Raw genomic sequence first — 20678 nt, 5'->3', positions numbered from 1 at the left:
TTAGTTTTTTATGCAAGAGTTAGTTCTGAAGAACAAAACTTGGATCGACAACTTGCTCGAGCAAAAGAAGTTCATGCAGATAAAATTTTTTCAGAAAAATACAGCGGAAAAAGTCTTAACCGCCCCGCTTTCAAAAAAATGATGAATTATTTACGTGAAGGTGATACCTTACAAGTAGTAAGTTTAGATCGATTAAGTAGAGATTATAATGATATAAAGAAATTGATCCAACACTTACGAGATATAAAAGTCTCTTTTATTGTTGACGACTTACCACAAACAAATACAGGCAATCCACTAGTTGATCAATTTATGATGGATATGATGGTTCAGCTTATGGGGTTCGTTGCACAAAATGAACGTGAAAAAATCAAGGAACGTCAAGCACAAGGAATCAAAATTGCTAAAGCTGCGGGCGTATACACTGGTAGAAAAATTAAATATGGTGCAAATGCAAAAGACCCACGTAACAGATGGGTCTGGCAGACAGTAACTAGTGATTTACGCAAAAAAAATATACCTATTTCAGTTATTGCTAAAAAAGTAGGCATATCTAGCCAACAAGTTTATAGAATTAAAAAAAGAGAAAACATTTAGACGCATTAAATAAGGAGTAAGAAAAAAATCTTACTCCTTATTCTATTTTGAGTTTACATTAAAAATAATTTTCTTCTTTTCAAGATAAACTAATAAAAAATTGAAAGAGAGGGAAAGTTGATTATAATTTAAAATAATTGTTTAGCTTTTAAAAGAAGTTAATATAATTAATACTGATTCATATTCAGTATTACGGAGTAAAATGATTGAAACAATTATCAATATCTCTACATTCATTATTCAAAATATTATAATTGTTATTCTGGTACCAGTTGTAACTCACATTTTGAATAAGTTATTCGATGATTGGTGGGACAATCGCCATAATAAAAAGGAAAAGTAAAAAGGAGTGTAGAATTTATATAATTCTACGCTCCTTTTGTCATTAATTATACGACATCTTTAACGTATAACCTTCTGTTTATTTACTCTCTTCTGAAAAGTTTATAAAAGGAACTTGCTGAGTAGGAAGATCAGAATCTTGAGTTAATGATACAATTTTGGGCCTAATATATCCGAGTAATAAACTAGGTGCGTTCACAGAAAGCAACTTATCAACGCTTTCATCTGAAAAATCATTTTCATTCCATACAAAGTTGGCCCTCATAGTTACACGTATAAAACAAGGCGTATCTTCATCTAACTCCATTTTTTCACTTGTAGTAAGTGTAAGAACTACTGGCGCACCAATTTTATGTTCTTCTAACTTTTGCTTTTCACCAATTATTTTATTTATTTTGAATGTTAATTGTCCAATTTCACTAAAATCGTTTTTATATGTTAAATTTTCAAAAAAAACTGATTCTATAAGTACCGGATTATCAAATTGAAAAGCACTTTTTCGATCCTTACTATTCACTTAGGCCACTTCCTTACTACTAGAAACAATTTCACTATTAACAAGGTTTTCAGTATTGATTTTTCTATAATTTAGAAGAGTCTTTATATCTGCTTGAGGAGAAGTATGAATATAATCACTGGATATAGATATATCACTTATAGATTCATCAGAACTATTAGAAGTTGGGATATTTGGCGAGGATACAGTTGTAGTCTTAACCAAAATCTTAGAAAAAACATCTAAAGTCTTATTAATCTTGTCTGCTTCAACATCATAAATAAGTCTTTCATAGATTGAATCAAAAGTCTTTTCATCTAACTCATTTAGTTTCTTTATAAATTCATCAGCTGATGGTATTTTAAAACTCATATTAATCCTCCTGACAAATTTCTCTCTGTAAGAGCAATGCTTGTTTTTTTACTACATAAATCGTTTTAGATTGAATTGTTACATGTGGCATAAAATATTTTTGAGCAAGCACTTTTTCTTTGTCTTTCTTCCTCTCATTATAATATTTATTTAACACTAAATCATCTTTAAAAAAAGTAGACGTACTTACACTTGGGTATAGCCCTACAAGCCTTACTACTTTAAAAGAATGTTGACATACTTTTTGCATATATTCGCTATAGTAATTAATAGCGTAACCCTTTGGTGCATCTTTCAAAATATAATCAGCTTTTTTCGAAATATTTGGATTTTTAGATTTTTTAGCTATTTGTGCAATACCCAGTAAAGATTTTTCAAATTCTTTAACTTGCATGGGTTCACTCAAATCTAACAGCTCTGATTCTCGTACTTTTAGTACAGTTTTAACAATAGATGCATTAGCCGAATCATCTTTCCAATGAACATTTTGCCAATATTTAGCATTCTTAAAATTATCCCATAAATATAATCCTTTTCCTCCCCATTCTCCATCTTCATTAGATCCAGGAATATTTTCCCCTTCTACAAATAATTTATTGTTTTCTTTTAAATCAACATGGTATAACGGAATTGAAAGATAATAATCCGACATTTACAATTTTCCTACTTCATTACATAATAAAACATTGTAATTAAATTATTTTATAAAATTAGTTACTCATGAATACTTTTAACTGGTCTTTCACGTTCGGGAATTTCAACGTCAAAACACTTATTAGATGCATTTGCTCTGCGATCAAATTCTACTACCATTTCACTAAAAGATTCAGAATAATCTAAAAGCTCATATTGAATTGTCTCGGTTTCTAATCGTAACATTAAACAAAACATTGGTTTTTCTAAAAACGTGTTTTTTACTAAAATATAGTCAGATTTTTCATCAATAATATAGAAATTAGTAATAAGTTCTTTTTGAGAAAATATATCACCATAATGAATCATCTTTTCTTTCGTAAAAGATAAGACTTTAATTATCACAAAAATCAGATAAGCAATATTTAATGGATTATACAAATTATTGAAAAAAGGATATAAAGTGTTTTCATATCCAGAAAATATAGCTATTAAAAGAAATATAGTCCAACCAGCGTGTAAAAAATACCATATTAAGCGTAAAAGTCTTATTATAGCAACAAATGCTGAATGGCCTCTTTTAAAACCATCAGGATAATTATGAAGACGTCTATTATGTTTACGATAATAAATTGTAATTAAGATTAACAGTATCAATATACAGATAGCTAGTTCATAGCCAATATAGCGAAAATAAAAATCTCTTCCTATATTGTAGAATGCTTTTTCAAAATTTATCCCGTTCCATAACAACAAATTTTTTTAATCAGACCTGGCATATATATTAAATAAATTATTTCCATCAGAAATAATACATCTATAATACCAGCACCTTTTTCTTTCAAGAATTTCCTTATTAACTTACCTATCTCCTCAAACGTATCTTTCATTTTCTAAAAAAATTCTTTCTTCTTACTTATTATTAAAATTCTCTATTGCTTTTTTCTTTTGTAATAATCCTAAAGTTTTATTATAGTCTGCTACTAATTGCATATTTCCTTTAGCATTTCTAACCTGTTCTAATATTTCAGCAATGATTTTCTCTAGCTTTGGTATATTAGCTTCTAATACTTTCTTACCAAGTTCACGATCATAAAAATCTCTAACCGTTAGTTCCCCTCTACTTGGTTGCCATACATCAATATTGAGCTTATCATCTTCAGTTTTTTCTTGTTCTTTTTCTTCTGGGTGAACAGCAAAATACTCCTTTTCTGCGGTACCGTGTTTTTGTTTCAAGAATTTATCAATAGCTTTAAATTTATCTTTTCTCGTTAAACATATTGCTGAATCAATATTTACTAATCCTTCAGATAAAATTTCTTCAGGAGTTGAATAAGTAGTATTTTTTTTAGGGTTTTCGGGTTCAAATGTAAAAGTATAACTAACTACCACTCTGTGCCCATTAGCTGTACCATAGTTTTTCGTATAATTTAAATTTGTAAAATATGGAGAAATTTCTATTAGAGCATCCTTTAAAATTTTTGAACTAAATTTTCCTTCTCTTGTCTTCTCTGGTATTTCTAGTTGTTCCCACAACCCTATTCTAGTTTTGCCATTAGTTTTTTCGGTATGTTTTCTAAATGTGATTGATCCAATAGTTCTAAGCTGCTTCAAAAGACGAAGCAAAGTTTGCGATCTAACTGAGGATAAATCCACTATTTCTCGAGCTGGATAGCGAACAAAATCTCCGGTTTTTGGATTAATTAATAAGATATTAATCATAAAATCATTGTACACAAACTCAAAATATTTTTTGTTTGTATTATTAATTATTCCTTTAAACATTGGAAAACTCGCTGTTATCCCATCGGCTTTTATCTCACGCCACTTTTCCAATTTATTTTTCATGCCTTCAATATATGTCCCAATACTAGCATTATTATTATCGTATCCGATAGCATGGTCAATCTCACTATAAGTGACACGCGTTACAAGATCAGTTGGAAACTTTACTTCACTAGCAATTTTTGTAAGAGTTTTTTTATCTAAATTATCTTTATCTAAATTTAGCTCTTTAACTCTCTTTTGTATCTGATCTTTTTGATATGCAGCCAACTGATCAGCTGTTTTACTTAAAATCACTGTTAATATTTTGGTATGAGTGGCATTTAATCCAGTCCAGATAACTCTGTTTAACTGAGATCTAAAGCGCATTAATAAATTAGTAGAGGCAAATGGTTTTTGTTTTACTGATACAGGCAAGTCTCCATTATGTGCATAATCTACGTTAAATAGATCAAGCTGCTCTGAATTTTCATTATCTTCTACCTGTTTTTCTGGTTTATCAAACAATTTATCTAAAATATCATCAAAATTTTCGGTCATAACTAGTACATTCCCTGAAAAGAATAAGTTTATAGTTTCTAGTATAACTTATTCTACCTACCCAAGGAACCATTCCCCACTATTTAGCACCTTTGACAAACGATTCTTATTAATTACATTTGATCCCACTACTTGGACTCTTTGCTAATATATAAAAAACATATGGATAGATATCCATATGTTTTTTACATGTTTTTCTCCACTATTTGTACCCTTTGGCTTTTCCATATCACAATATACGGTACCTTTATTTTTTATATATACAATATTTTGAAAAAATTATACGAATCCTCCACTACTTGGTACCTTTGATGCCTAAAATTTTTACTATTTATTAATTTCACCACTACTTAGCACCTTTGAGCAATTATCCACAGAAATCAGGCGATTTTTGCCTTTTTTAGCTCTATTTTCTATTTCTGTGGACCATTACTTGGCACCTTTGACTCCACTATTTGGTATCTTTGACTCCACTACTTAGTGCCTCGGACTCCATTACTTAGCACCTTTGACCCCACTACTTGGTACCTTTGGAATCTGATAGTGCTTGTGTCTCTAGGGCTAACAGAATACCCTTAATACTCTATTAATTCCTTTTAATGTCTTATAAATTATCTATTAAATTAAATAAAAAAGACGAGATGAAAATCTCGTCAGAAGTAGTAATAATCTTATTAATTATTTTGAGTAAGGCTAAGTAGTTTTTTAAAGTAATCGTTAATAAAAGTTGATAAATGTTTGTAGCCATTTTTCTTTGCTAATTTTTCAATTCCGGATTTAACATCACTATCAATTGTTATAGAGATTGCTTCTTTTTCTACGTTTTTCTTAGATACAAGATTTAATAAGTCAGAATAGTTTTGAGTGTTCTGCTCATTTCTGTTATCCGTACCATTGTTGTTTGGATTTGATTGCTTTAATGCTTTAGCAATATTATCATCAGGTTTAAAAGCCATATATATTATCCTTTCTTAACATTATAATTTGTTTTCTATACCTTCAAATGTTTTAAAAATTTCGTCAAAAAACTTTCTTTGTTGAATTGCCAATTTATGGTCTTTAGCCATTTCGCTCAAAGAAATTTTGTTTAATTCAGATTTATTAAATAACTCTTTATAAGGAATATAAGCGATACAACTATTATCACCTGATTGTTTTTCATCTTTTAAACTGTCTAAAAGTTCACGCGAACTTGTTGTATTATGCTTTAGCATATTAGCTAAGAAATAAAGATTGGCAGTGACATACGATTTATGAGATGTAAAATCAATTGCTTCTTCAGATAATTCTTTAAGTCGTTCTTGCAAGTTATATTTAGCTTTATAACCATATTCGCTAGGTGTAATTGGGCTTAATATATCGTTGCTAACGATAATAGCATTCTTGGTAGCTGTACTGAAATCTGGGTGACAATCAATCAGAATGTAATCATATTTATCTATATGTAACTTTTGATAGTTATCATATAGCCACAAATATAGCATCATGTTTTTATTAGTTTTATTTTCGATTAATGTCTCTATATCATCAAGGTGCATATCACCAGCAATTAAATCGATATTTTCCCCAACATGATGAATTACTACTTCATCTTTAGGACTTAATATATTGCCTACACTGCCCTTTTGATCATAAACATTATAGGTTTGACTAAGATTACATTGATGATCTAGGTCAATAAAAAGAACCTTCTTTTTATTATCGGCTAGCCAAGATCCAAAGTTATATGCAATGGTAGTTTTTCCTACTCCGCCTTTAATTGCTGAGAATGTAATTATTTTTGTCATAATATTATATTAGCTCCTTAAACTTAATTCTAAATATTTATTTTAGTATTATTATAAATCACATTACTTGCATTATCAATATACTATTTAAATATTTCTAAAATATTATTTGGAATAATATAAACGCATGATTTAACTATATATAAATATGTCTTTTGCAATCATATCTTAATAATAAAAAAGGAACACAAGTAAAAATTGTGTTCCTCTTATAAAATAAATATTTAGTAGCTGAGCTACAGTACTGATTGTAAAGGATAATATTTGTAATTACAACATAAAATCTTTTGTTGATAGAATACGATGATTGATAGCTTTTTCTTTGCTGAATAAATCTTTAATCTTCTGCTGATAAGCGGTATCAAAATATTTGGTAAATTTTGATAACTTATTGGGGCTAATTTCCAATCGGTTTTTTGATAATAAATTATTTTGGTTATAAGCTTTATCAATTAATCTGTTGTACATAGTAGCCCAAGGTTGTAAATTTGTAATGTTTGTTGCTTCTTTTAATGTTAGAAAAGCTTGAATTCCCAAAGTGCTAAGACTACCAAAATAATACATATTTCTAATTTCGTTTACGTTATCTGGAAGGAAAAAATTATATTTTGAATCAAATGTTTCTATAAGGTCAATAGCATCTACAGCCATTAAGGAATCAACATTAAGATTGTTTGCTATTTTTTTCTTACCTTTAAGCTGCTTTTCTATCTTCCATATAAGTTGCTTTGATTCAAAAAATATGATTGTATCCCCTGCTTTTCTGTTAATGGGAATTGCCACATGGGGAAAATACGTTTCTCCAAATACGTAATTTGATAGCACATTATCATTCATTTACTGTAGAATCCTTTCCTAGTTAAATGAAGCAATTAAAGATGGATATTGATTTGTAATTAGTTCATTTACACAATCAACCATGTTAAAAGGAATCGCACAAATTTCCATTAGATCATATAAGTTTGAAAAATATATGCTATTCTTGCTTAACCCTTTAAGAATTAATTTGGTAGCAGTTCTATCTGCATAATATTCTCTTTTAATATCTAGAATTGCACTATCACAGTCACAACGTTCTTGATCTCCATTTAAATAGTGACCTAGTTCATGTGCAAATTGAAAAGCTTGTTTTCTTTCTCCTACGTCTGTGTAATTTAAAAAGATATTTCTGTCTTCTGGAACAACACATGTAAGTATGGGACTTCCTGGTTCTTCTAGATTAACATCTAATTTGTATTCTTTTGCTATTTCAAATAAAAAGCCGAATAGTATATCCTTAATATCCATTTCTAATCACTCTTTTATCATATCTCGAACATATGTTCTAATTAAAAGGATAGCATATTTGTGTTCGCTTTGACAACAATAATGTTATTAAAACTATTCAAATAAATTTTTTAGATTTTTGGATTATAATAAATATAGAAATAAAAATGAGGAGAAAAAGATGGCTAAAGGAAGAAAAGCAATATCATTGGCTGCTCGTATACGTAGAGAGCGCATTAAGGAAAATTTAAATGAACTTTTGAAAAAAAGAGGCATGACCCCGAAAGAATTAGCAGAAAAAACAGGTATAGCGTATACAACCATAAATAACTATCGACGTGTGTACGCACAATCTTCTTTACCTAGTAAAAAAAATCTGCTTGCTATGGCTAAAGCTTTAAATTGTGAACCGGATGAAATTGATCCATCCTATCTACAATTTGTAGTGACTAATGATAAGTTAGACAATAAAGAGAATTTACAAATTTTCTCTTCAAATTTAGAAGCTTTAATCAGCCGTGAAGGATTAACTTACAAGGAATTTTGTGAAAACCTAGGCATTTCATATCGTGCATTATGGGGTTGGGCTACTGGTGAGATTAAACCAAGTGAAGAAAGTCTAGAGATACTATCTAAACACTTTAGAATTCCAATTAGCGATCTCCTGAATACTAGTATTGATACAGAAGAAGCAATTAAGCGACCTTTTGAAATACTTCAACATATTCCAAGTAATCTTTCAAAAGAAGATAAGGATCAAATCATTGATTTCATTGAATTTATAAAATTTAAAAATAAAAGGAAAGCTAGAAATGGATACTAACAAGCTAACAGAATTAAGAAAAGAGATTGATAAATACCGTCCATTAGATTCTGATCAGATAAGAGCACTTAACAAGGATATTCGAGTGGAACATATTTGGTCATCAAACGCCATTGAGGGAAGCAAAATTGATAAGTTTGAGACAGAAGCAATAATTAATAAGGGAATAACAATTCATGGTGAATCGATAGGAGATGTATTATCAACTATTGATTTAAATGAAGCGTACGATTATATGCTAGATTTAGCTAGTCATAAGCAACCTTTATCTCAAACTACTATTCGTGATTTAAATAGATTGGCCTTAGAAAAAACTCATCCAGAGTGGGGTGGTGAGTATAGAGCGTTAGAAGTACACCCAGCTAAGACTGATTTTAATCCGTATACTGAACCGTTTGATATTAGACCAGAAATGGATAATTTAATTGAGTGGTCTAGAAAAGCCCAGAAAGAAATGCACCCAGTTAAATATGCAGCAGATCTACACTATAAATTTGTAACGATCCACCCTTTTAGAGATGGAAATGGACGGACAGCACGTTTGCTGATGAGTTTGGCGTTGACAGAAAACGGCTATCCTGTAGTTAATATCATGCCTGATAATGAATCAAGAGAAGAATATATGGAAACTTTACTTGATTCTCAGAAAAGACATGATCCAACTGCTTTTGAAGACTTGGTTGGAAAGTACGCTGAAAGAACTTTAAAAAAACGAATTCAAATCCTGCAACTTAATGAAAAAAATAAAGAAGAAGCTAGAGAAGAAACTCGGTTTTCAAAAGATGAATTGAACGAATTAGCCAAACGTCATCGAATTAAGAATAAGCTCAGGGAAAGAAACTAATAGATTCAACGCATTTTAGCACTATGTAAATAACATTATATGCAATATAATTGAACTATTTATATAGCATAATTATATTATTTAAATATTATTCTGCGACTACAATAATATTATTAAATAATTATACTTATAATACTTATATAGTACAATTATATATTGTAGTCTGATTAGAAGTAAAGAAAAAGCCTAAAAAGCTGCATGTTATCAAGCTTTTTAGGCTTTATTTTGTTATAACTGAATAGTGCAAGTCAGAAATTTTGCGGACCGATATACCTTTCAATATATTGATAGACTGCTTATTTTGTCAATAATATATTAAAAATTCTATAGTCTATTACATATAAATTGTAATATTTTTATATTGCAATTTATATTATAAGCATACTATTCAAGTAATATACTTATATAATTTTTATATTATTAGTAAAATTGATATTTTGTTAATAATGGCTAACATGCTATTGCTTTTTGTGGTTATAAGTTAATCGTTGGGAAAAGATTGATCATACTTTAAAAGATCTTTTCTTAATATAATTGAAGATTCCTATGAACTTGATCGATAAAAAAGTCAATAGTGACAAGAACTAGTGACAACGGACAATAACAAAGCTTATATACTTGTTAACCTTTAACACAAGTAAATAAGCTTTGTTTGTTTTTGTAAAATAGTTGAAAATTCAATATAGTATTTTGAAACATTATTATAAAGCTACGTTAATGACAAATAATATAAACCTAATCTTTTTATAGCATAGCTATCGCACTATAAATAATAGAATAATAATATCCTTAAAGTATAATTATTGTATTTAAATTCTATTATAAAAAAGCCAGCTCATTTTGACTTTTTATGTAGCCAATTGACTATTTTAAAAACGTCATACATAACTCGATTAAGGCTTCCTGTATTGATATAGTAATATTATTATACTATCAAAGTATTATATTTCTAGTATTGCCATATAGATATTAGTATTATACGAAAAGCATATTCATAAATTTTAACTTTTACTAATGCTTGACCTAATTCACTTCTATCGATACTTAAAGCATTCTACTTTTTACATTTTTACAATATTATTCTAGTATTATTTGATCCTTTTGGTTATTCAATTAAATAGGCTTGTGACATTATTTAAATACTATTTACTTAAATACTTTCATGCTTTTACGATAGTATCAAAGTAATATAAAAATGGTATTTTTAAAATATAATTATTATACTTCAGTTTTTACTATAAGAAAAAAGCCAGCTTATGCTGACTTCTAAATTAATGCTTATATAAATCAAATTTAGGATCAACAGCGAGAATATAAAAAATATTATCACTTATTTTTCCAATTACGCGACCTTTTTTACTTAATCTAAAGACCCAATAATCATCATCGCATTCATCGTATCTGCCAGAAGTTTTAAATTCTTGATTAATTCTGAGTTTTACTTGTTCTTCTGGCATTAACTCTAATCCTTGCTCTTTTGAACGATTCAAAATAAGTATTTTATCTTCCTCAGATAAAGTAGCTATCTTTTCTAAAAGCTTTAATCTTATTTTGTTATTTACATTTTTATTATTCTTCTTTAAATTATACTGCGTCGTATTTGTTAAAAAAGAAAAGTTAAAAGCAAGTCTAGAGGTATGATGCCTAATCTCTTGTTTTTTAGGGAAATGATGATTAGAAAAGTTTTGGCTACTTGTTATCTTCATTAATTACAAAAACATCCTTGAAATAGCTCTTTATTTTGTCGTCACTAATAACCTCACTCTGTTTTGTCTCTTTCCAAGGTTTTTCGCTATGAGTTTGACGCATTAAATCATAGGCTGAACTATGACCATATATGTCATAAATACTATTTAAAATGTCAGCAGTTTGACTATCACTCTGTAATTCACGATAGTCATTTAAAGACTGATTATCAACATAACCTACAATGCCACGCTGATGAATATATTTATTATGAACAGATTCAACAGCTGGACCATATTTCCATGCAACAATGTCATCTTTGAACATTCTATGACCAGTTACAACTAAACTTGCGGCTTGAATATAATACAGTAATTTCATAGCCTTCATTTGCGTTAATTCTTCTGCATTTGGATCGGCTTGTAAATCAGCATTATTTCTAACTCGTAGCCAATTGACTATTTTAAAAACGTCATACATAATGCTTCCTCCATTAAAATTTCTTATCTTGGCTTTACATTTTATTACTTTTAATATACACAAATATTAAATATTTGTGTATTCTATCCTATCACATCCTATCATAAGCTTTCATTTGTTTATATATCGGTTGATGAAAAATTATAAAGATTTAATCTTCATGTCCATGCTAAGCTTTATAACTATAAAGATACTATTTACTTATGACAAAAAATGATAAGAACATATTATGATCGCAGCATATAAATAATATTATAATCATATTTGAATCTGATTGGATTTTTAAAAGCATGCTATTGCAATAATATAGTTATATTATATTTATCTAGATATTAATATTATATAAAAGGTATAAGGATAGGATTTTTGTGCAAAGAAAAAGCCTAAAAAGCTTGATACTATGCAGCTTTTTAGGCTTTATTCTGTTATAGGTATCCTTTATGGAAACTTTTGGTAAGTGTGCTAAATTAGCTATTTGATAAAGCAGTCCATCTAGGCTGTTTTTTGATGCTATTCAACGTAGTTAGAATTATAATACTTTTTATATTACGTTAAGCAAGATAATTGTAATAGTTTAGTATTATTTTAATAATATCAAAGCAATATAACATATAGAATGAAATATATATTTATTGATTAACATCAAAATAATTTAAAGGTTTACCAAATTTGTCAAGGCGTGGAGTAATAGATATGCTCGGACCATAGGATAGAACAATATATTCTACGCCAGTCTCTTCATCGTAAGCAACATTATAGTCTATAGTCGGGTTGTACAGATCATTTAATTTTTTCATGTATCAATGCAATCCTTTCCTTAATATTTTTTTCTTTTTAAGTCGTCATGATTACCGGTATCAATCAAGATCAAGATCAATTCTCCAGTATTTTTATCAAAAGTATATTCTAGAAGCCAGTCATTTTGAATATGTAGTTCATAATAGTTAGTTAACTTATGTGCTTTATGCTTTTTTAATAATTTTTTATCTCTAGTTACTATTGCAGTTACGCATTCGTCTAATAATTGAAGGTTATAGTGCTTCTTTTTTAATTTTTTTAGGGATTTTTTGTATAAAGGCGTAAATTTAATTCTCATCCAGTGAATAGAGATCCTTTCTAAAATCTTCTAAAGAATCATATTCACCTGCATATTCATGATTTTTAACTTGTTCTAATGCTTTATCCAATTCACTTCTACCAACACTTGGAGTAAAAGGTAATTTTCCGTGTTGATTTATATATATAAAATACATCTTAGTAGCTGTAGTCATGTCTAATCCCATTTTTTCCAAATTAGACTTGGTTTCCTCTTTTAACTTGTTATCAATACCTAAAGTTACTGGCATTTTACATCATCCTCCTTTATGTTTTACGTACATTATATATTAAATATACTAATAAAGCAATATAATATAATAAAATCATATGTATGATATAAAGTCTACAGAGCGTAATTTTTTTGCATTAAGTCAGGTCACAATAATATTTTAATATTATTTATTAAGTTCAAATATATTGTCATAAAATTACGGCAATCGCATTCAAAATAATATTATTATATTGTAATTATCATGCTATGGTCTGATTATAAGATAAAGAAAAAGCCTAAAAAGCTTGATACTATGCAGCTTTCTAGGCTTTATTCTGTTATAATTTAAATAGTGCAGGTCAGAAATTTCGCGAACCTAATTCATAACAAAGAGGTGTCCTTTACGGAAACTTTTTGTAAGTGTGCTGGTTGGCAACGCATTGGCCTGCGTTGGGATAGTAGCACTAAGCTGATTTACCAACCTGACTATTGAAGTAATTACCTCAATCTTCAGAAGTAATTATAGCATGAATTAGCTATCTAATAAAGCAGTCAAGATTTTCTTGGCTGTTTTTTTGATGCTGTTAAAAGTAATCAGCTTTTTAACACTATTTTTATGCTATGTTAAACTACATAATTATATTTTTTAAATATCATCATAATAATATAAGAAGAGTAAACTTATAATACTTTTTATATTACTATTATATTATAGTAAATAGCATTACTCATAATATCTGATGAGCACAAAAAAAGCAGAATCTAAAGCAATAATTTTAGGTTCTGCGTATTATTTATGCTTATTTTTGTTTTGTCTGATTCGTTCATTTATCAAATCTAATATTTCTTGACCTGTAATCTTTTTACCGTCAGCAGTAAAGATGTCTTTACTAGTAATTTTGTGAACTTTTTCATCTTCCTCATTCTTTTCTTCTGGTAGCATTTCTGTACCAGGATATCCTAGGAGCCAAGTTGGATTAACATTTAGCGCTTTTGCAATCTTGTAAACCTTATCTTGTTTGGGATTTGCTTTATTGTTTATGTATTGGCTTAATATGCTTCGTGAAAATCCGGTTTGTCTACTTAACTCTGCAGCAGTCATTTTTCTATAGTCTAACGCTTTTCTTATGCGTGCAGAAAAATTATCATTCATTTTTATCGCCTCAATATAAAAATAAATAAAAAAATAAAAATATATTTCTATTTTATCATTTATTGAGGGTAAAAAGACGTTGCAAAAAGGAATAATCGAGAGTATATTTTAAATTGAGTTAAAAAAGTTTAACAAAATAGGTTCCTTATTTTTTTAGATTTGTTGTTAAAAAAACTTAACAAAATAGGTACAAAAGAAGAGCCTTTTATTTTTTTGAATATAAGTTAAAAAAATTAAACATAAATTTAAGAGGAGAGGATTTAAATGAAAATCAAAGGTAATGCAATTAAATTCGAGGATTTTAAAAGCAAGTTTAACCAAGCAAGCAAAGACTTTGGAAAAATCTTTGAATCACGGAAATTAGCAAATAAGACGCTAACGCAGTCAATTAATGACTTGTGCAATAAGTATGGCTTTAAAGCAGAAAGTACAGTCCATTATTTATTTAAAAATGGTAAGTATACCATCACAACTAAGCTTTTCGATTTAGAAACAGGTTTTGAAATTGAAACCATGAATACAACTGATATTGATGTTCGTGAGGCATCGATTCAAAATTTAATCCTATTATTTGATGAAAAATTACCAGATTACTATGTTGGCGTGCGTTGAGTATGTGTTTGAAAGGGAGAATACGTCATGACTATTACTAGTTCAAGCAGATTATTAATTAATGAGAATCCATTGCAGGTATTGCCATCGCTTGCTGTCGCTTTAAAGAACGTCAATGAAGCTATCATGCTTCAGCAAGTTCAATATTGGCTTTCACGTTCAACTAAGGCGTTTGAAGGTCGAAAATGGGTCTATAACACCATTGATGATTGGAAAATGCAATTTCCTTGGATGACAGAAAAAACCATTCGGAATCGTTTTAGTTCACTAATTGAAAAGAAAGTAATTATTACTTCCAATTTCAATCGTGCAGGATTTGATCGAACTAAGTGGTACACAATTGATTACGATAAACTAAATTCTCTCGTAAATGATCAAGATAATATTGAAAATAGTGCTGAAAAGCCTGATATGACGCATTCGGAAAAAAGTTCCGAATCGAACCGGAAAAAAGTTCCGGATCGATCCGGTAAAAAGTTCCAAATGGAACCGGAAAAAGTTACCGGACCTATACCAGAGACTACTCAGAGATTACACAAGAGAATATTCGTTCATCTGCTAAAGCCGATGAACCTGTTTCTCAATCTAAAAAATTAACCCCAACTCAAATTATTGAGCAAGAGTTCGAACAACTATGGACTATTTATCCTAGAAAAGTTGCTAAGAAAAAAGCATTATCTCATTACAAAGCTTGGCGCAAAGAAAGTAAGGACCATACTTACGCTGTTATGCGGAATAAGCTAGAAACTTACTTGAAATATATTAAAATTAATGACTTGCCAATGCGGTTTATTCAAATAGGCTCTACATGGTTTAATGGTCGATTCGATGATGAACTTGATTTAACGCCTCAAAAATCAAGTAATCAACGCTACAAGCAAATTAAGCCTGTACGTAAGGCGATGGACTGGGAAGCCTATGCTGCTGAACATGATGCGGTTGAATCAGAACCAAAGATGAGTGACGAAGAAATGAATGCTATTTTTAAAGAATTTAGTAGTAATGCCGACACTAATACTTTGAACGATGCTGAACACGGCAATTCTATGTCTGCTAACGTAGAAGACTCTAAATTGAGTGAAGATATGCAGCAACTTTACCACGAATGGGGAATTGATTAGGTGGTGAGAAGTTTGAAAAGACTAAGAAAATTAAGGCAAGAAAAAAAGCTGACTTTGAAAGAAGTCAGTCAGAAATTGAACAATTATGGGTTGGATCTTTCTCCTGATGCACTAGCCAAATATGAGCGAGGCGATAGAGAACCAAAGCTGGAAACATGGCAAAAATTAGCTGATTTTTTTGAAGTCTCAGTACCATATCTGCATTTGCAAGGGTTTGTTGTAAATATTGTTAAATTATATAAAGGAGAATGTTATGCCTAATTGGACTTCAAATACAGTAACTTTTAATGCAAATAAAAAAGACTATCAACGTGTAATTGACCGTTTAACTAAAGAAAATACTGATACTAAAGTTAACGAAGCAAGAATGCTAAAGCTAGTTAAAATTAGAAATATCAAAAATCCAATTTTTGGTTTTGAACAATTGCTATTTGATACAAAAATGGGATGGCATACTAATAAAATTTACTTCCCCGGTAAATTTATTGATTTAGACCTTTGTCCAAAATTAACAAAATTAACTGAGAATTTAAGCTGGAATGAGCCTCAATACTATCTTGACACAGACGAACTATTTGGTACCTATATTAATTGGACGCTTCAAAAGATCAAAAAGCCAAAAGAAAAGCATATCGATTTTAACAATGTAATTCCAGTCCCACCTGAAACAATTTATTCTAAGCTTTTTAATTATGGTAGCGATCAAAGCTCGCCATATCATTGGTACAACTGGCAAACTGAACATTGGGGCACTAAATGGAACGCTTGCGATTCCGTTTGGTCATATGACGATGACGATCAAGAAGGCAAAATTAGATTTGACACTGTATGGTGCGAACCAACGCCAGTGCTTGAAGCTTTGTCAAAAATGTTTCCTGATATTACATTTACTAATGAAGCTGAAGATGAAGACGGATCTGTAGTAATTACTGAGTTTACTAATGGATCAAGCGAAGAACTAGATTCATATTCGAACGACATTGACGATGAAGAAGATTACTAAAGAAAGGCTAATATTATGAAAATCAAGTGAGTTGAATATTTAAATTTAGAGGAGGATTAATCAACATGGAAAAAACGGCTAGAAATGCTTTAGAAGAGCCACGTGGAGTACATATACTTAAAATTCTGCCTAAGTATTTTCGAGCACAGGCAAAAGGAAAGAAAAATTTTGAAATTAGAAGAAACGATAGAAATTTTAACGTAGGAGATGAACTCTGGCTACGAGAATATGATCCAAAAGCTGAAGCATATACAGAAAATAGCCTTGTAGTAAAAGTCACTTACATTACATCTTATATGCAGCAAAAGGATTACGTAGTTCTTGGAACTAAGCTTGAAGCATTTGTATGTAGTCGGTGTCATGATGAGTGCGAACCGGAAGAAACAACAAAATTATCAAATGGAGAATATATTTGTGATTTTTGTAAGTTCCTTTTGAAAGAGGATGAACAATAATGCTAGAAGAAAAATGTGAGTATTGCACTTTTGAAGGTGACTGCGGTAAATCATTTATGTTTCAGTTAGGGTTCCCAGGAGAGAAGATGGTTATTTGCAAGCAATATGGGCACTATTATATCAGTTGTACGACTAATGATACTGGTGACAAGATAAACGGTATTCAAGAAAGAAATTCAAGAGATATTACTTGTTGTCCTATGTGCGGAAGGAAGCTCAAAATGAAAGCTTGGGAACTAAGAATTGAAGATAGTGGTGAAATATCACTTGTTTGGGCTAACACAGCAGGGAAGGCAAAAGCTCAATTTGACAGTGAAGGTGTAGGACTAAGATCCTGGTTCACTCATGATCTTAGTGAAGGCGTATATAGTTTCACAGACGTTAGTGCTACTAGATTACCTAAGCTTGATGGTATGGAGGACGATGACCCTAAGAGCATTATTAAAAAGCTAGTAAAAGAATGTGGCTGGGTAAGTGATGAGATTAACGTAGATAATGTTGATGAGGTTTTGGAAGAAAGAGAGTATTAAACATATGACAAAAAGCAAATTAATCCTGGGAGAAAACGGAGAAGATACTAGATTAATACAAGGATCAACAATTGGCAATACTTTGCAAAGACTGAATAAAGTTGCTTGTGAAAAGCGTACACTAGCTCCAATTACAGAATTTGCTGATGATGATTGGCGAATGGCTTGGCTAGTAACTTTAATTGAAGAAAAATTAAAAGATAGAGCGCGTCAAGGACATCATGAACTGAAGTTAGATTTTCTTGGTCAAATATTTCCATATTTGGGACGTGATACAGATATAGAAAGAAATTATGATTTAGAAGATCCACAATTTATTAAAAATGCAAATAAAGCTCTTGATGATGGAATGATGATTAGGACGTTCCTTAATAATAGAATTCGTAATTTAGCCACAAGGATTGACTTAGAAAAAAATATTATTGAGTATGATGTTTTAGGTTCAAGGATATTTTTGATTCCAAAATATAAGCAGAAAGCAATCGAATCATATTTACGTTTGCGACTTTTGATAAATACATTATCTCCAGAGCAAACTGTTGATTTAAAGAGATATCTATGCTTTAAATTACAACCTGTATTACTATCATGTGAAGTTAGGGCTCAGCCAATTAGCGCTGATGGTTTTGGACATATTGATAGTGTGAAAATGGATTTAGCTATTACTTTTGCTTGGTAGAGGTGAGAGAAATGAAAACGGCTTTAGATGTACAAAGAGAAATGAATAATTATCAACCACGATATCAAAAAAAGACTATAAGACAGAAGCTAGAACAAGCTATTAGCTCAAGAGAATATGAAAAATTTAGTGAGAAATATCTAGATCGAGTAATTACTCATAGTATTGTACGTAATCAAACGGCTAGAAGCTATGAAGATAAAGAATATCCCTTTGTAATCTTAGAGAAATGGATTAAATATGACGATTTTCTTACAAGATTAGTTTTAATAGCTTATTTAGATAATAAAGAGCGGGAAATTTTCTTAAATTCCAAAAAACTGTTTGCTGATATTGTTTGTAAGGTTAAACATCTAGTAAAAGCAGCAATGAAAAAAAGAGGATTTAAATATCAACAATCAATAAATTTATATTTAGATGCAGAAGGAAAAACGTATGGAGATCTGTTTCCCTGTTTTGTTATACAACCTAAATTGAGCGAGCTATTGAACAAGGTTTACGTACTTTTTGTTTGTTCCATGATTATAGGACTAGTTATTTGTTTAATTGGTAACATCTTTTTTCATATTGATTGGCATAGAATTGCTGCAACGCCAATAGCTTTGCTAATACTTTTTGTGATTTCACTTTTAGTTGGGTATTTATATTCTAAAGACGAATTTAAAGATGAAATTCATAGCCAGCAACAAATTTTATTAGAAAAAGAAGAGAGAGATTAAACGATGACGTATAAAGAAAGCTTATTTCGAATGGCTGTAGTTGGTTATTGTAACAGCTTGCCAAATATTGAAAAAGGAACGATTCCGGCTAATGTTTCTTTTAAAGGAAATGTTGGTGACAAATATATATATAAAGTAAAAGGTATTGATTCTTTAATTTTTGAAGTTTTGTATCTGAAAGATACTAAGCAAGTCTTGGTCAAAGCTTATGATTGTTCGATGAGTGTGGTTTTTGAATAAGAAAAGGATTGATTTAAATGCGAGTAATAGATAAAAGAGAAGAATGGCATGTGGGAGACATAATTCGATTTGGCAATCATACTGTGAACGAGAACTATGGAATGATAGTCCATATAAGCTCATGTTCAGATTCAATTAATTTAATCGAATTAAAAGGACATCATTTTAAAAGAGGATACACAGGCTTCTATATGTATCCATCTACAGCAACGCTGAAAGAAAAATTATGTGAGCTGTATCGATTTGTAGAAAATATGGGTAATGCTGATATTGATGAAGTATTCTCAAAAGTCAATAACGCTCCAAAATATAATTATGGCGATATTTTAATGTGCAAATATCAAAAAGAAGATAAAGAATTTGATTTATATAGAATAGCAAACAATGCTGCTCATAATTATACTGTTAATCTTATTCATGAATGCATTGGGAATGAAAATGCTTTTGCGATTACTGAAGCTCCATCAGCGGAAGAATTAGTCAATTTGTTAAAGAAACGTATGGATTATGAAATAGTTGAAAAAGTCCCAGCTTATATAGTGCTAGGAGAATTGAAAGATAATGAAAAATAAGAATAAAATTTTAAATTTTCTAGACCTTGTAATAGTTTGAATAGTAGCGATTATCGTTGGCGCGTGTTTTATAGCTATTTGAGCGTAAAAAGACGAAATACTGTGCCACTAAAGACTATTTAAATAAATTTATTAAAAATATAAGAGGTAATTAGAATGCAATTAACAGAAAAACAAGTATTGGCAATCAAACGCAAACGTGGAGAGCTTGATCTAACCATGAACGCTTTAGCTGAAATAACTGGAGTTAATAAATGGACGCTAATAGACATTTTCAAGCACCACCACCGCAACGTTAATTCAATCACTTTCAAAAAATTAAAGGCTGATGCTCAATTAAATACTAGTGTTGGTGCCTTAATTAATGTAATTCATGAGAAATATCCAAAACTTAATTCAGATTCAAGGGTTCACGATTTAATGGTTGAACTAGAAGGCTCAGAAAATCGTATTTCTGTTGAAAGACGCAACTATATTCAACGGGTAAAAGATTACAACAAATTAGTTCGTAACTTCCCTAGCTCAGCAGTTGCCCAAAGCAAAAACATGCATGTTATGAACTACTATCAAGCTAACTCTCAAGCTTATAACGCACCTAAAGTCGATTTGGATTAAGTAAGGGAAAGTAAGGGAA

General features: G+C 30.0%; 31 protein-coding genes. 15 read left to right on the top strand and 16 right to left on the bottom strand.

The genetic code is table 11. From position 1 onward, the window contains the following. Positions 1-597, top strand: a 597-nt coding sequence (locus AB5359_RS09880) for a recombinase family protein (RefSeq protein ID WP_368287213.1), incomplete at its 5' end; no start/stop codon positions are given. A gap of 421 nt (positions 598-1018) precedes the next feature. Here the strand turns inward: AB5359_RS09880 and AB5359_RS09875 are convergent. The 10 genes from AB5359_RS09875 to AB5359_RS09830 all read right to left on the bottom strand — a co-directional run bounded on the left by AB5359_RS09875 (position 1019) and on the right by AB5359_RS09830 (position 7839). Next, on the bottom strand, positions 1019-1456 hold the full coding sequence (locus AB5359_RS09875) for a hypothetical protein (protein WP_368280159.1): 438 nt from the start codon (positions 1454-1456) through the stop codon (positions 1019-1021). Next, positions 1457-1807 carry a hypothetical protein gene (locus AB5359_RS09870; RefSeq protein WP_144842128.1) on the bottom strand — a complete coding sequence of 117 codons (351 nt, stop codon included), beginning with the start codon at positions 1805-1807 and terminating at the stop codon, positions 1457-1459. A 1-nt stretch (position 1808) separates the two neighbouring features. Beyond that, positions 1809-2459: a hypothetical protein gene (locus AB5359_RS09865; protein ID WP_195212540.1), complete on the bottom strand. Its 651-nt coding sequence runs from the start codon at positions 2457-2459 to the stop codon at positions 1809-1811. A 62-nt stretch (positions 2460-2521) separates the two neighbouring features. Beyond that, positions 2522-3193, bottom strand: a complete 672-nt coding sequence (locus AB5359_RS09860) for a hypothetical protein (protein WP_368280161.1) — start codon at positions 3191-3193, stop codon at positions 2522-2524. Next, positions 3175-3330, bottom strand: coding sequence for a hypothetical protein (locus AB5359_RS09855; protein WP_368287212.1), 156 nt, complete (start codon positions 3328-3330; stop codon positions 3175-3177). Before AB5359_RS09855 ends, AB5359_RS09860 begins: the two co-directional genes overlap by 19 nt. A gap of 22 nt (positions 3331-3352) precedes the next feature. Next, on the bottom strand, positions 3353-4765 hold the full coding sequence (locus AB5359_RS09850) for a replication initiation protein (protein ID WP_144842125.1): 1413 nt from the start codon (positions 4763-4765) through the stop codon (positions 3353-3355). A 674-nt stretch (positions 4766-5439) separates the two neighbouring features. Next, the gene (locus AB5359_RS09845; protein ID WP_144842124.1) at positions 5440-5721 is read right to left on the bottom strand and encodes a hypothetical protein; all 282 of its coding nucleotides are present in this window, start codon (positions 5719-5721) and stop codon (positions 5440-5442) included. A 21-nt stretch (positions 5722-5742) separates the two neighbouring features. After that, entirely contained in the window at positions 5743-6552 is an 810-nt protein-coding gene (locus AB5359_RS09840; RefSeq protein WP_144842123.1) for a ParA family protein, read from the bottom strand. A gap of 270 nt (positions 6553-6822) precedes the next feature. Beyond that, positions 6823-7389, bottom strand: a complete 567-nt coding sequence (locus AB5359_RS09835; RefSeq protein WP_368280163.1) for a hypothetical protein — start codon at positions 7387-7389, stop codon at positions 6823-6825. 18 nt (positions 7390-7407) lie between these two features. After that, positions 7408-7839 (bottom strand): ImmA/IrrE family metallo-endopeptidase, encoded by a 432-nt coding sequence (locus tag AB5359_RS09830; RefSeq protein ID WP_368280164.1) that lies wholly within the window; start codon positions 7837-7839, stop codon positions 7408-7410. A gap of 160 nt (positions 7840-7999) precedes the next feature. Between AB5359_RS09830 and AB5359_RS09825 the strand changes: the two genes are divergently transcribed. Together AB5359_RS09825 and AB5359_RS09820 are read left to right on the top strand one after the other, a co-directional pair. Next, the gene (locus AB5359_RS09825) at positions 8000-8641 is read left to right on the top strand and encodes a helix-turn-helix transcriptional regulator (RefSeq protein WP_144842121.1); all 642 of its coding nucleotides are present in this window, start codon (positions 8000-8002) and stop codon (positions 8639-8641) included. Then, complete coding sequence (locus AB5359_RS09820; RefSeq protein ID WP_368280165.1) at positions 8631-9485, top strand: Fic family protein; 855 nt, start codon at positions 8631-8633, stop codon at positions 9483-9485. Before AB5359_RS09825 ends, AB5359_RS09820 begins: the two co-directional genes overlap by 11 nt. A 1271-nt stretch (positions 9486-10756) precedes the next feature. On the opposite strand, the gene AB5359_RS09815 is transcribed toward AB5359_RS09820, so the two are convergent. The 6 genes from AB5359_RS09815 to AB5359_RS09790 all read right to left on the bottom strand — a co-directional run bounded on the left by AB5359_RS09815 (position 10757) and on the right by AB5359_RS09790 (position 14113). Continuing rightward, positions 10757-11191: a hypothetical protein gene (locus AB5359_RS09815; RefSeq protein WP_144842119.1), complete on the bottom strand. Its 435-nt coding sequence runs from the start codon at positions 11189-11191 to the stop codon at positions 10757-10759. Beyond that, positions 11175-11651, bottom strand: coding sequence for a Panacea domain-containing protein (locus tag AB5359_RS09810; RefSeq protein WP_144842118.1), 477 nt, complete (start codon positions 11649-11651; stop codon positions 11175-11177). The genes AB5359_RS09815 and AB5359_RS09810 overlap by 17 nt, the downstream gene beginning before the upstream one ends. Positions 11652-12280: 629 nt before the next feature. Then, positions 12281-12448, bottom strand: coding sequence for a DUF6440 family protein (locus AB5359_RS09805; RefSeq protein ID WP_144842117.1), 168 nt, complete (start codon positions 12446-12448; stop codon positions 12281-12283). A 20-nt stretch (positions 12449-12468) separates the two neighbouring features. Next, entirely contained in the window at positions 12469-12747 is a 279-nt protein-coding gene (locus AB5359_RS09800; RefSeq protein WP_006587563.1) for a type II toxin-antitoxin system mRNA interferase toxin, RelE/StbE family, read from the bottom strand. Next, positions 12737-12997, bottom strand: coding sequence for a type II toxin-antitoxin system RelB/DinJ family antitoxin (locus tag AB5359_RS09795; protein ID WP_006585524.1), 261 nt, complete (start codon positions 12995-12997; stop codon positions 12737-12739). The genes AB5359_RS09800 and AB5359_RS09795 overlap by 11 nt, the downstream gene beginning before the upstream one ends. Before the next feature lie 753 nt (positions 12998-13750). Then, the gene (locus AB5359_RS09790) at positions 13751-14113 is read right to left on the bottom strand and encodes a helix-turn-helix domain-containing protein (RefSeq protein ID WP_144842116.1); all 363 of its coding nucleotides are present in this window, start codon (positions 14111-14113) and stop codon (positions 13751-13753) included. Positions 14114-14377: 264 nt separating this feature from the next. Between AB5359_RS09790 and AB5359_RS09785 the strand changes: the two genes are divergently transcribed. The 12 genes from AB5359_RS09785 (at position 14378) to AB5359_RS09730 (ending at position 20659) form a co-directional block, all read left to right on the top strand. Further along, positions 14378-14725 carry a hypothetical protein gene (locus AB5359_RS09785; protein WP_144842115.1) on the top strand — a complete coding sequence of 116 codons (348 nt, stop codon included), beginning with the start codon at positions 14378-14380 and terminating at the stop codon, positions 14723-14725. A gap of 27 nt (positions 14726-14752) precedes the next feature. Continuing rightward, positions 14753-15322, top strand: coding sequence for a hypothetical protein (locus AB5359_RS09780; protein ID WP_368280167.1), 570 nt, complete (start codon positions 14753-14755; stop codon positions 15320-15322). A 131-nt stretch (positions 15323-15453) separates the two neighbouring features. Continuing rightward, positions 15454-15846, top strand: coding sequence for a hypothetical protein (locus AB5359_RS09775; RefSeq protein ID WP_368287211.1), 393 nt, complete (start codon positions 15454-15456; stop codon positions 15844-15846). Positions 15847-15858: 12 nt separating this feature from the next. Next, complete coding sequence (locus AB5359_RS09770) at positions 15859-16107, top strand: helix-turn-helix domain-containing protein (RefSeq protein WP_195212546.1); 249 nt, start codon at positions 15859-15861, stop codon at positions 16105-16107. Next, positions 16100-16849, top strand: coding sequence for a hypothetical protein (locus tag AB5359_RS09765; RefSeq protein WP_368280170.1), 750 nt, complete (start codon positions 16100-16102; stop codon positions 16847-16849). Before AB5359_RS09770 ends, AB5359_RS09765 begins: the two co-directional genes overlap by 8 nt. 65 nt (positions 16850-16914) lie before the next feature. Next, positions 16915-17304: a DUF3850 domain-containing protein gene (locus tag AB5359_RS09760; protein WP_144842207.1), complete on the top strand. Its 390-nt coding sequence runs from the start codon at positions 16915-16917 to the stop codon at positions 17302-17304. Positions 17305-17525: 221 nt separating this feature from the next. After that, positions 17526-17834, top strand: coding sequence for a hypothetical protein (locus AB5359_RS09755; RefSeq protein ID WP_230630832.1), 309 nt, complete (start codon positions 17526-17528; stop codon positions 17832-17834). A 4-nt stretch (positions 17835-17838) separates the two neighbouring features. Beyond that, positions 17839-18513, top strand: coding sequence for a hypothetical protein (locus AB5359_RS09750; protein WP_195212549.1), 675 nt, complete (start codon positions 17839-17841; stop codon positions 18511-18513). Positions 18514-18524: 11 nt separating this feature from the next. After that, the gene (locus AB5359_RS09745; protein ID WP_368280172.1) at positions 18525-19232 is read left to right on the top strand and encodes a hypothetical protein; all 708 of its coding nucleotides are present in this window, start codon (positions 18525-18527) and stop codon (positions 19230-19232) included. A 30-nt stretch (positions 19233-19262) separates the two neighbouring features. Continuing rightward, positions 19263-19472, top strand: a complete 210-nt coding sequence (locus tag AB5359_RS09740) for a hypothetical protein (RefSeq protein ID WP_195212551.1) — start codon at positions 19263-19265, stop codon at positions 19470-19472. A 17-nt stretch (positions 19473-19489) separates the two neighbouring features. Beyond that, positions 19490-20044 (top strand): hypothetical protein, encoded by a 555-nt coding sequence (locus AB5359_RS09735; protein ID WP_368280173.1) that lies wholly within the window; start codon positions 19490-19492, stop codon positions 20042-20044. A gap of 156 nt (positions 20045-20200) precedes the next feature. After that, on the top strand, positions 20201-20659 hold the full coding sequence (locus tag AB5359_RS09730; protein ID WP_229036604.1) for a LemA family protein: 459 nt from the start codon (positions 20201-20203) through the stop codon (positions 20657-20659). Positions 20660-20678 lie beyond the last annotated feature (19 nt).

The organism is Lactobacillus sp. RTP31084st1_F9_RTP31084_210423 (genome assembly GCF_040919545.1).
GTDB lineage: Bacteria > Bacillota > Bacilli > Lactobacillales > Lactobacillaceae > Lactobacillus > Lactobacillus paragasseri.
Note: the sequence above shows the minus strand (reverse complement) of the source record. Positions and strands in the feature narration are given on the sequence as shown.

Bases quoted from the DNA above. Each gene is read 5' to 3' on its own strand.
- AB5359_RS09870 (WP_144842128.1), bottom strand. From the start codon at position 1,807: ATGAGTTTTAAAATACCATCAGCTGATGAATTTATAAAGAAACTAAAT.
- AB5359_RS09865 (WP_195212540.1), bottom strand. From the start codon at position 2,459: ATGTCGGATTATTATCTTTCAATTCCGTTATACCATGTTGATTTAAAA.
- AB5359_RS09855 (WP_368287212.1), bottom strand. From the start codon at position 3,330: ATGAAAGATACGTTTGAGGAGATAGGTAAGTTAATAAGGAAATTCTTG.
- AB5359_RS09850 (WP_144842125.1), bottom strand. From the start codon at position 4,765: ATGACCGAAAATTTTGATGATATTTTAGATAAATTGTTTGATAAACCA.
- AB5359_RS09845 (WP_144842124.1), bottom strand. From the start codon at position 5,721: ATGGCTTTTAAACCTGATGATAATATTGCTAAAGCATTAAAGCAATCA.
- AB5359_RS09840 (WP_144842123.1), bottom strand. From the start codon at position 6,552: ATGACAAAAATAATTACATTCTCAGCAATTAAAGGCGGAGTAGGAAAA.
- AB5359_RS09835 (WP_368280163.1), bottom strand. From the start codon at position 7,389: ATGAATGATAATGTGCTATCAAATTACGTATTTGGAGAAACGTATTTT.
- AB5359_RS09830 (WP_368280164.1), bottom strand. From the start codon at position 7,839: ATGGATATTAAGGATATACTATTCGGCTTTTTATTTGAAATAGCAAAA.
- AB5359_RS09825 (WP_144842121.1), top strand. From the start codon at position 8,000: ATGGCTAAAGGAAGAAAAGCAATATCATTGGCTGCTCGTATACGTAGA.
- AB5359_RS09820 (WP_368280165.1), top strand. From the start codon at position 8,631: ATGGATACTAACAAGCTAACAGAATTAAGAAAAGAGATTGATAAATAC.
- AB5359_RS09815 (WP_144842119.1), bottom strand. From the start codon at position 11,191: ATGAAGATAACAAGTAGCCAAAACTTTTCTAATCATCATTTCCCTAAA.
- AB5359_RS09810 (WP_144842118.1), bottom strand. From the start codon at position 11,651: ATGTATGACGTTTTTAAAATAGTCAATTGGCTACGAGTTAGAAATAAT.
- AB5359_RS09805 (WP_144842117.1), bottom strand. From the start codon at position 12,448: ATGAAAAAATTAAATGATCTGTACAACCCGACTATAGACTATAATGTT.
- AB5359_RS09800 (WP_006587563.1), bottom strand. From the start codon at position 12,747: ATGAGAATTAAATTTACGCCTTTATACAAAAAATCCCTAAAAAAATTA.
- AB5359_RS09795 (WP_006585524.1), bottom strand. From the start codon at position 12,997: ATGCCAGTAACTTTAGGTATTGATAACAAGTTAAAAGAGGAAACCAAG.
- AB5359_RS09790 (WP_144842116.1), bottom strand. From the start codon at position 14,113: ATGAATGATAATTTTTCTGCACGCATAAGAAAAGCGTTAGACTATAGA.
- AB5359_RS09785 (WP_144842115.1), top strand. From the start codon at position 14,378: ATGAAAATCAAAGGTAATGCAATTAAATTCGAGGATTTTAAAAGCAAG.
- AB5359_RS09780 (WP_368280167.1), top strand. From the start codon at position 14,753: ATGACTATTACTAGTTCAAGCAGATTATTAATTAATGAGAATCCATTG.
- AB5359_RS09775 (WP_368287211.1), top strand. From the start codon at position 15,454: ATGCGGAATAAGCTAGAAACTTACTTGAAATATATTAAAATTAATGAC.
- AB5359_RS09765 (WP_368280170.1), top strand. From the start codon at position 16,100: ATGCCTAATTGGACTTCAAATACAGTAACTTTTAATGCAAATAAAAAA.
- AB5359_RS09760 (WP_144842207.1), top strand. From the start codon at position 16,915: ATGGAAAAAACGGCTAGAAATGCTTTAGAAGAGCCACGTGGAGTACAT.
- AB5359_RS09755 (WP_230630832.1), top strand. From the start codon at position 17,526: ATGAAAGCTTGGGAACTAAGAATTGAAGATAGTGGTGAAATATCACTT.
- AB5359_RS09750 (WP_195212549.1), top strand. From the start codon at position 17,839: ATGACAAAAAGCAAATTAATCCTGGGAGAAAACGGAGAAGATACTAGA.
- AB5359_RS09745 (WP_368280172.1), top strand. From the start codon at position 18,525: ATGAAAACGGCTTTAGATGTACAAAGAGAAATGAATAATTATCAACCA.
- AB5359_RS09740 (WP_195212551.1), top strand. From the start codon at position 19,263: ATGGCTGTAGTTGGTTATTGTAACAGCTTGCCAAATATTGAAAAAGGA.
- AB5359_RS09735 (WP_368280173.1), top strand. From the start codon at position 19,490: ATGCGAGTAATAGATAAAAGAGAAGAATGGCATGTGGGAGACATAATT.
- AB5359_RS09730 (WP_229036604.1), top strand. From the start codon at position 20,201: ATGCAATTAACAGAAAAACAAGTATTGGCAATCAAACGCAAACGTGGA.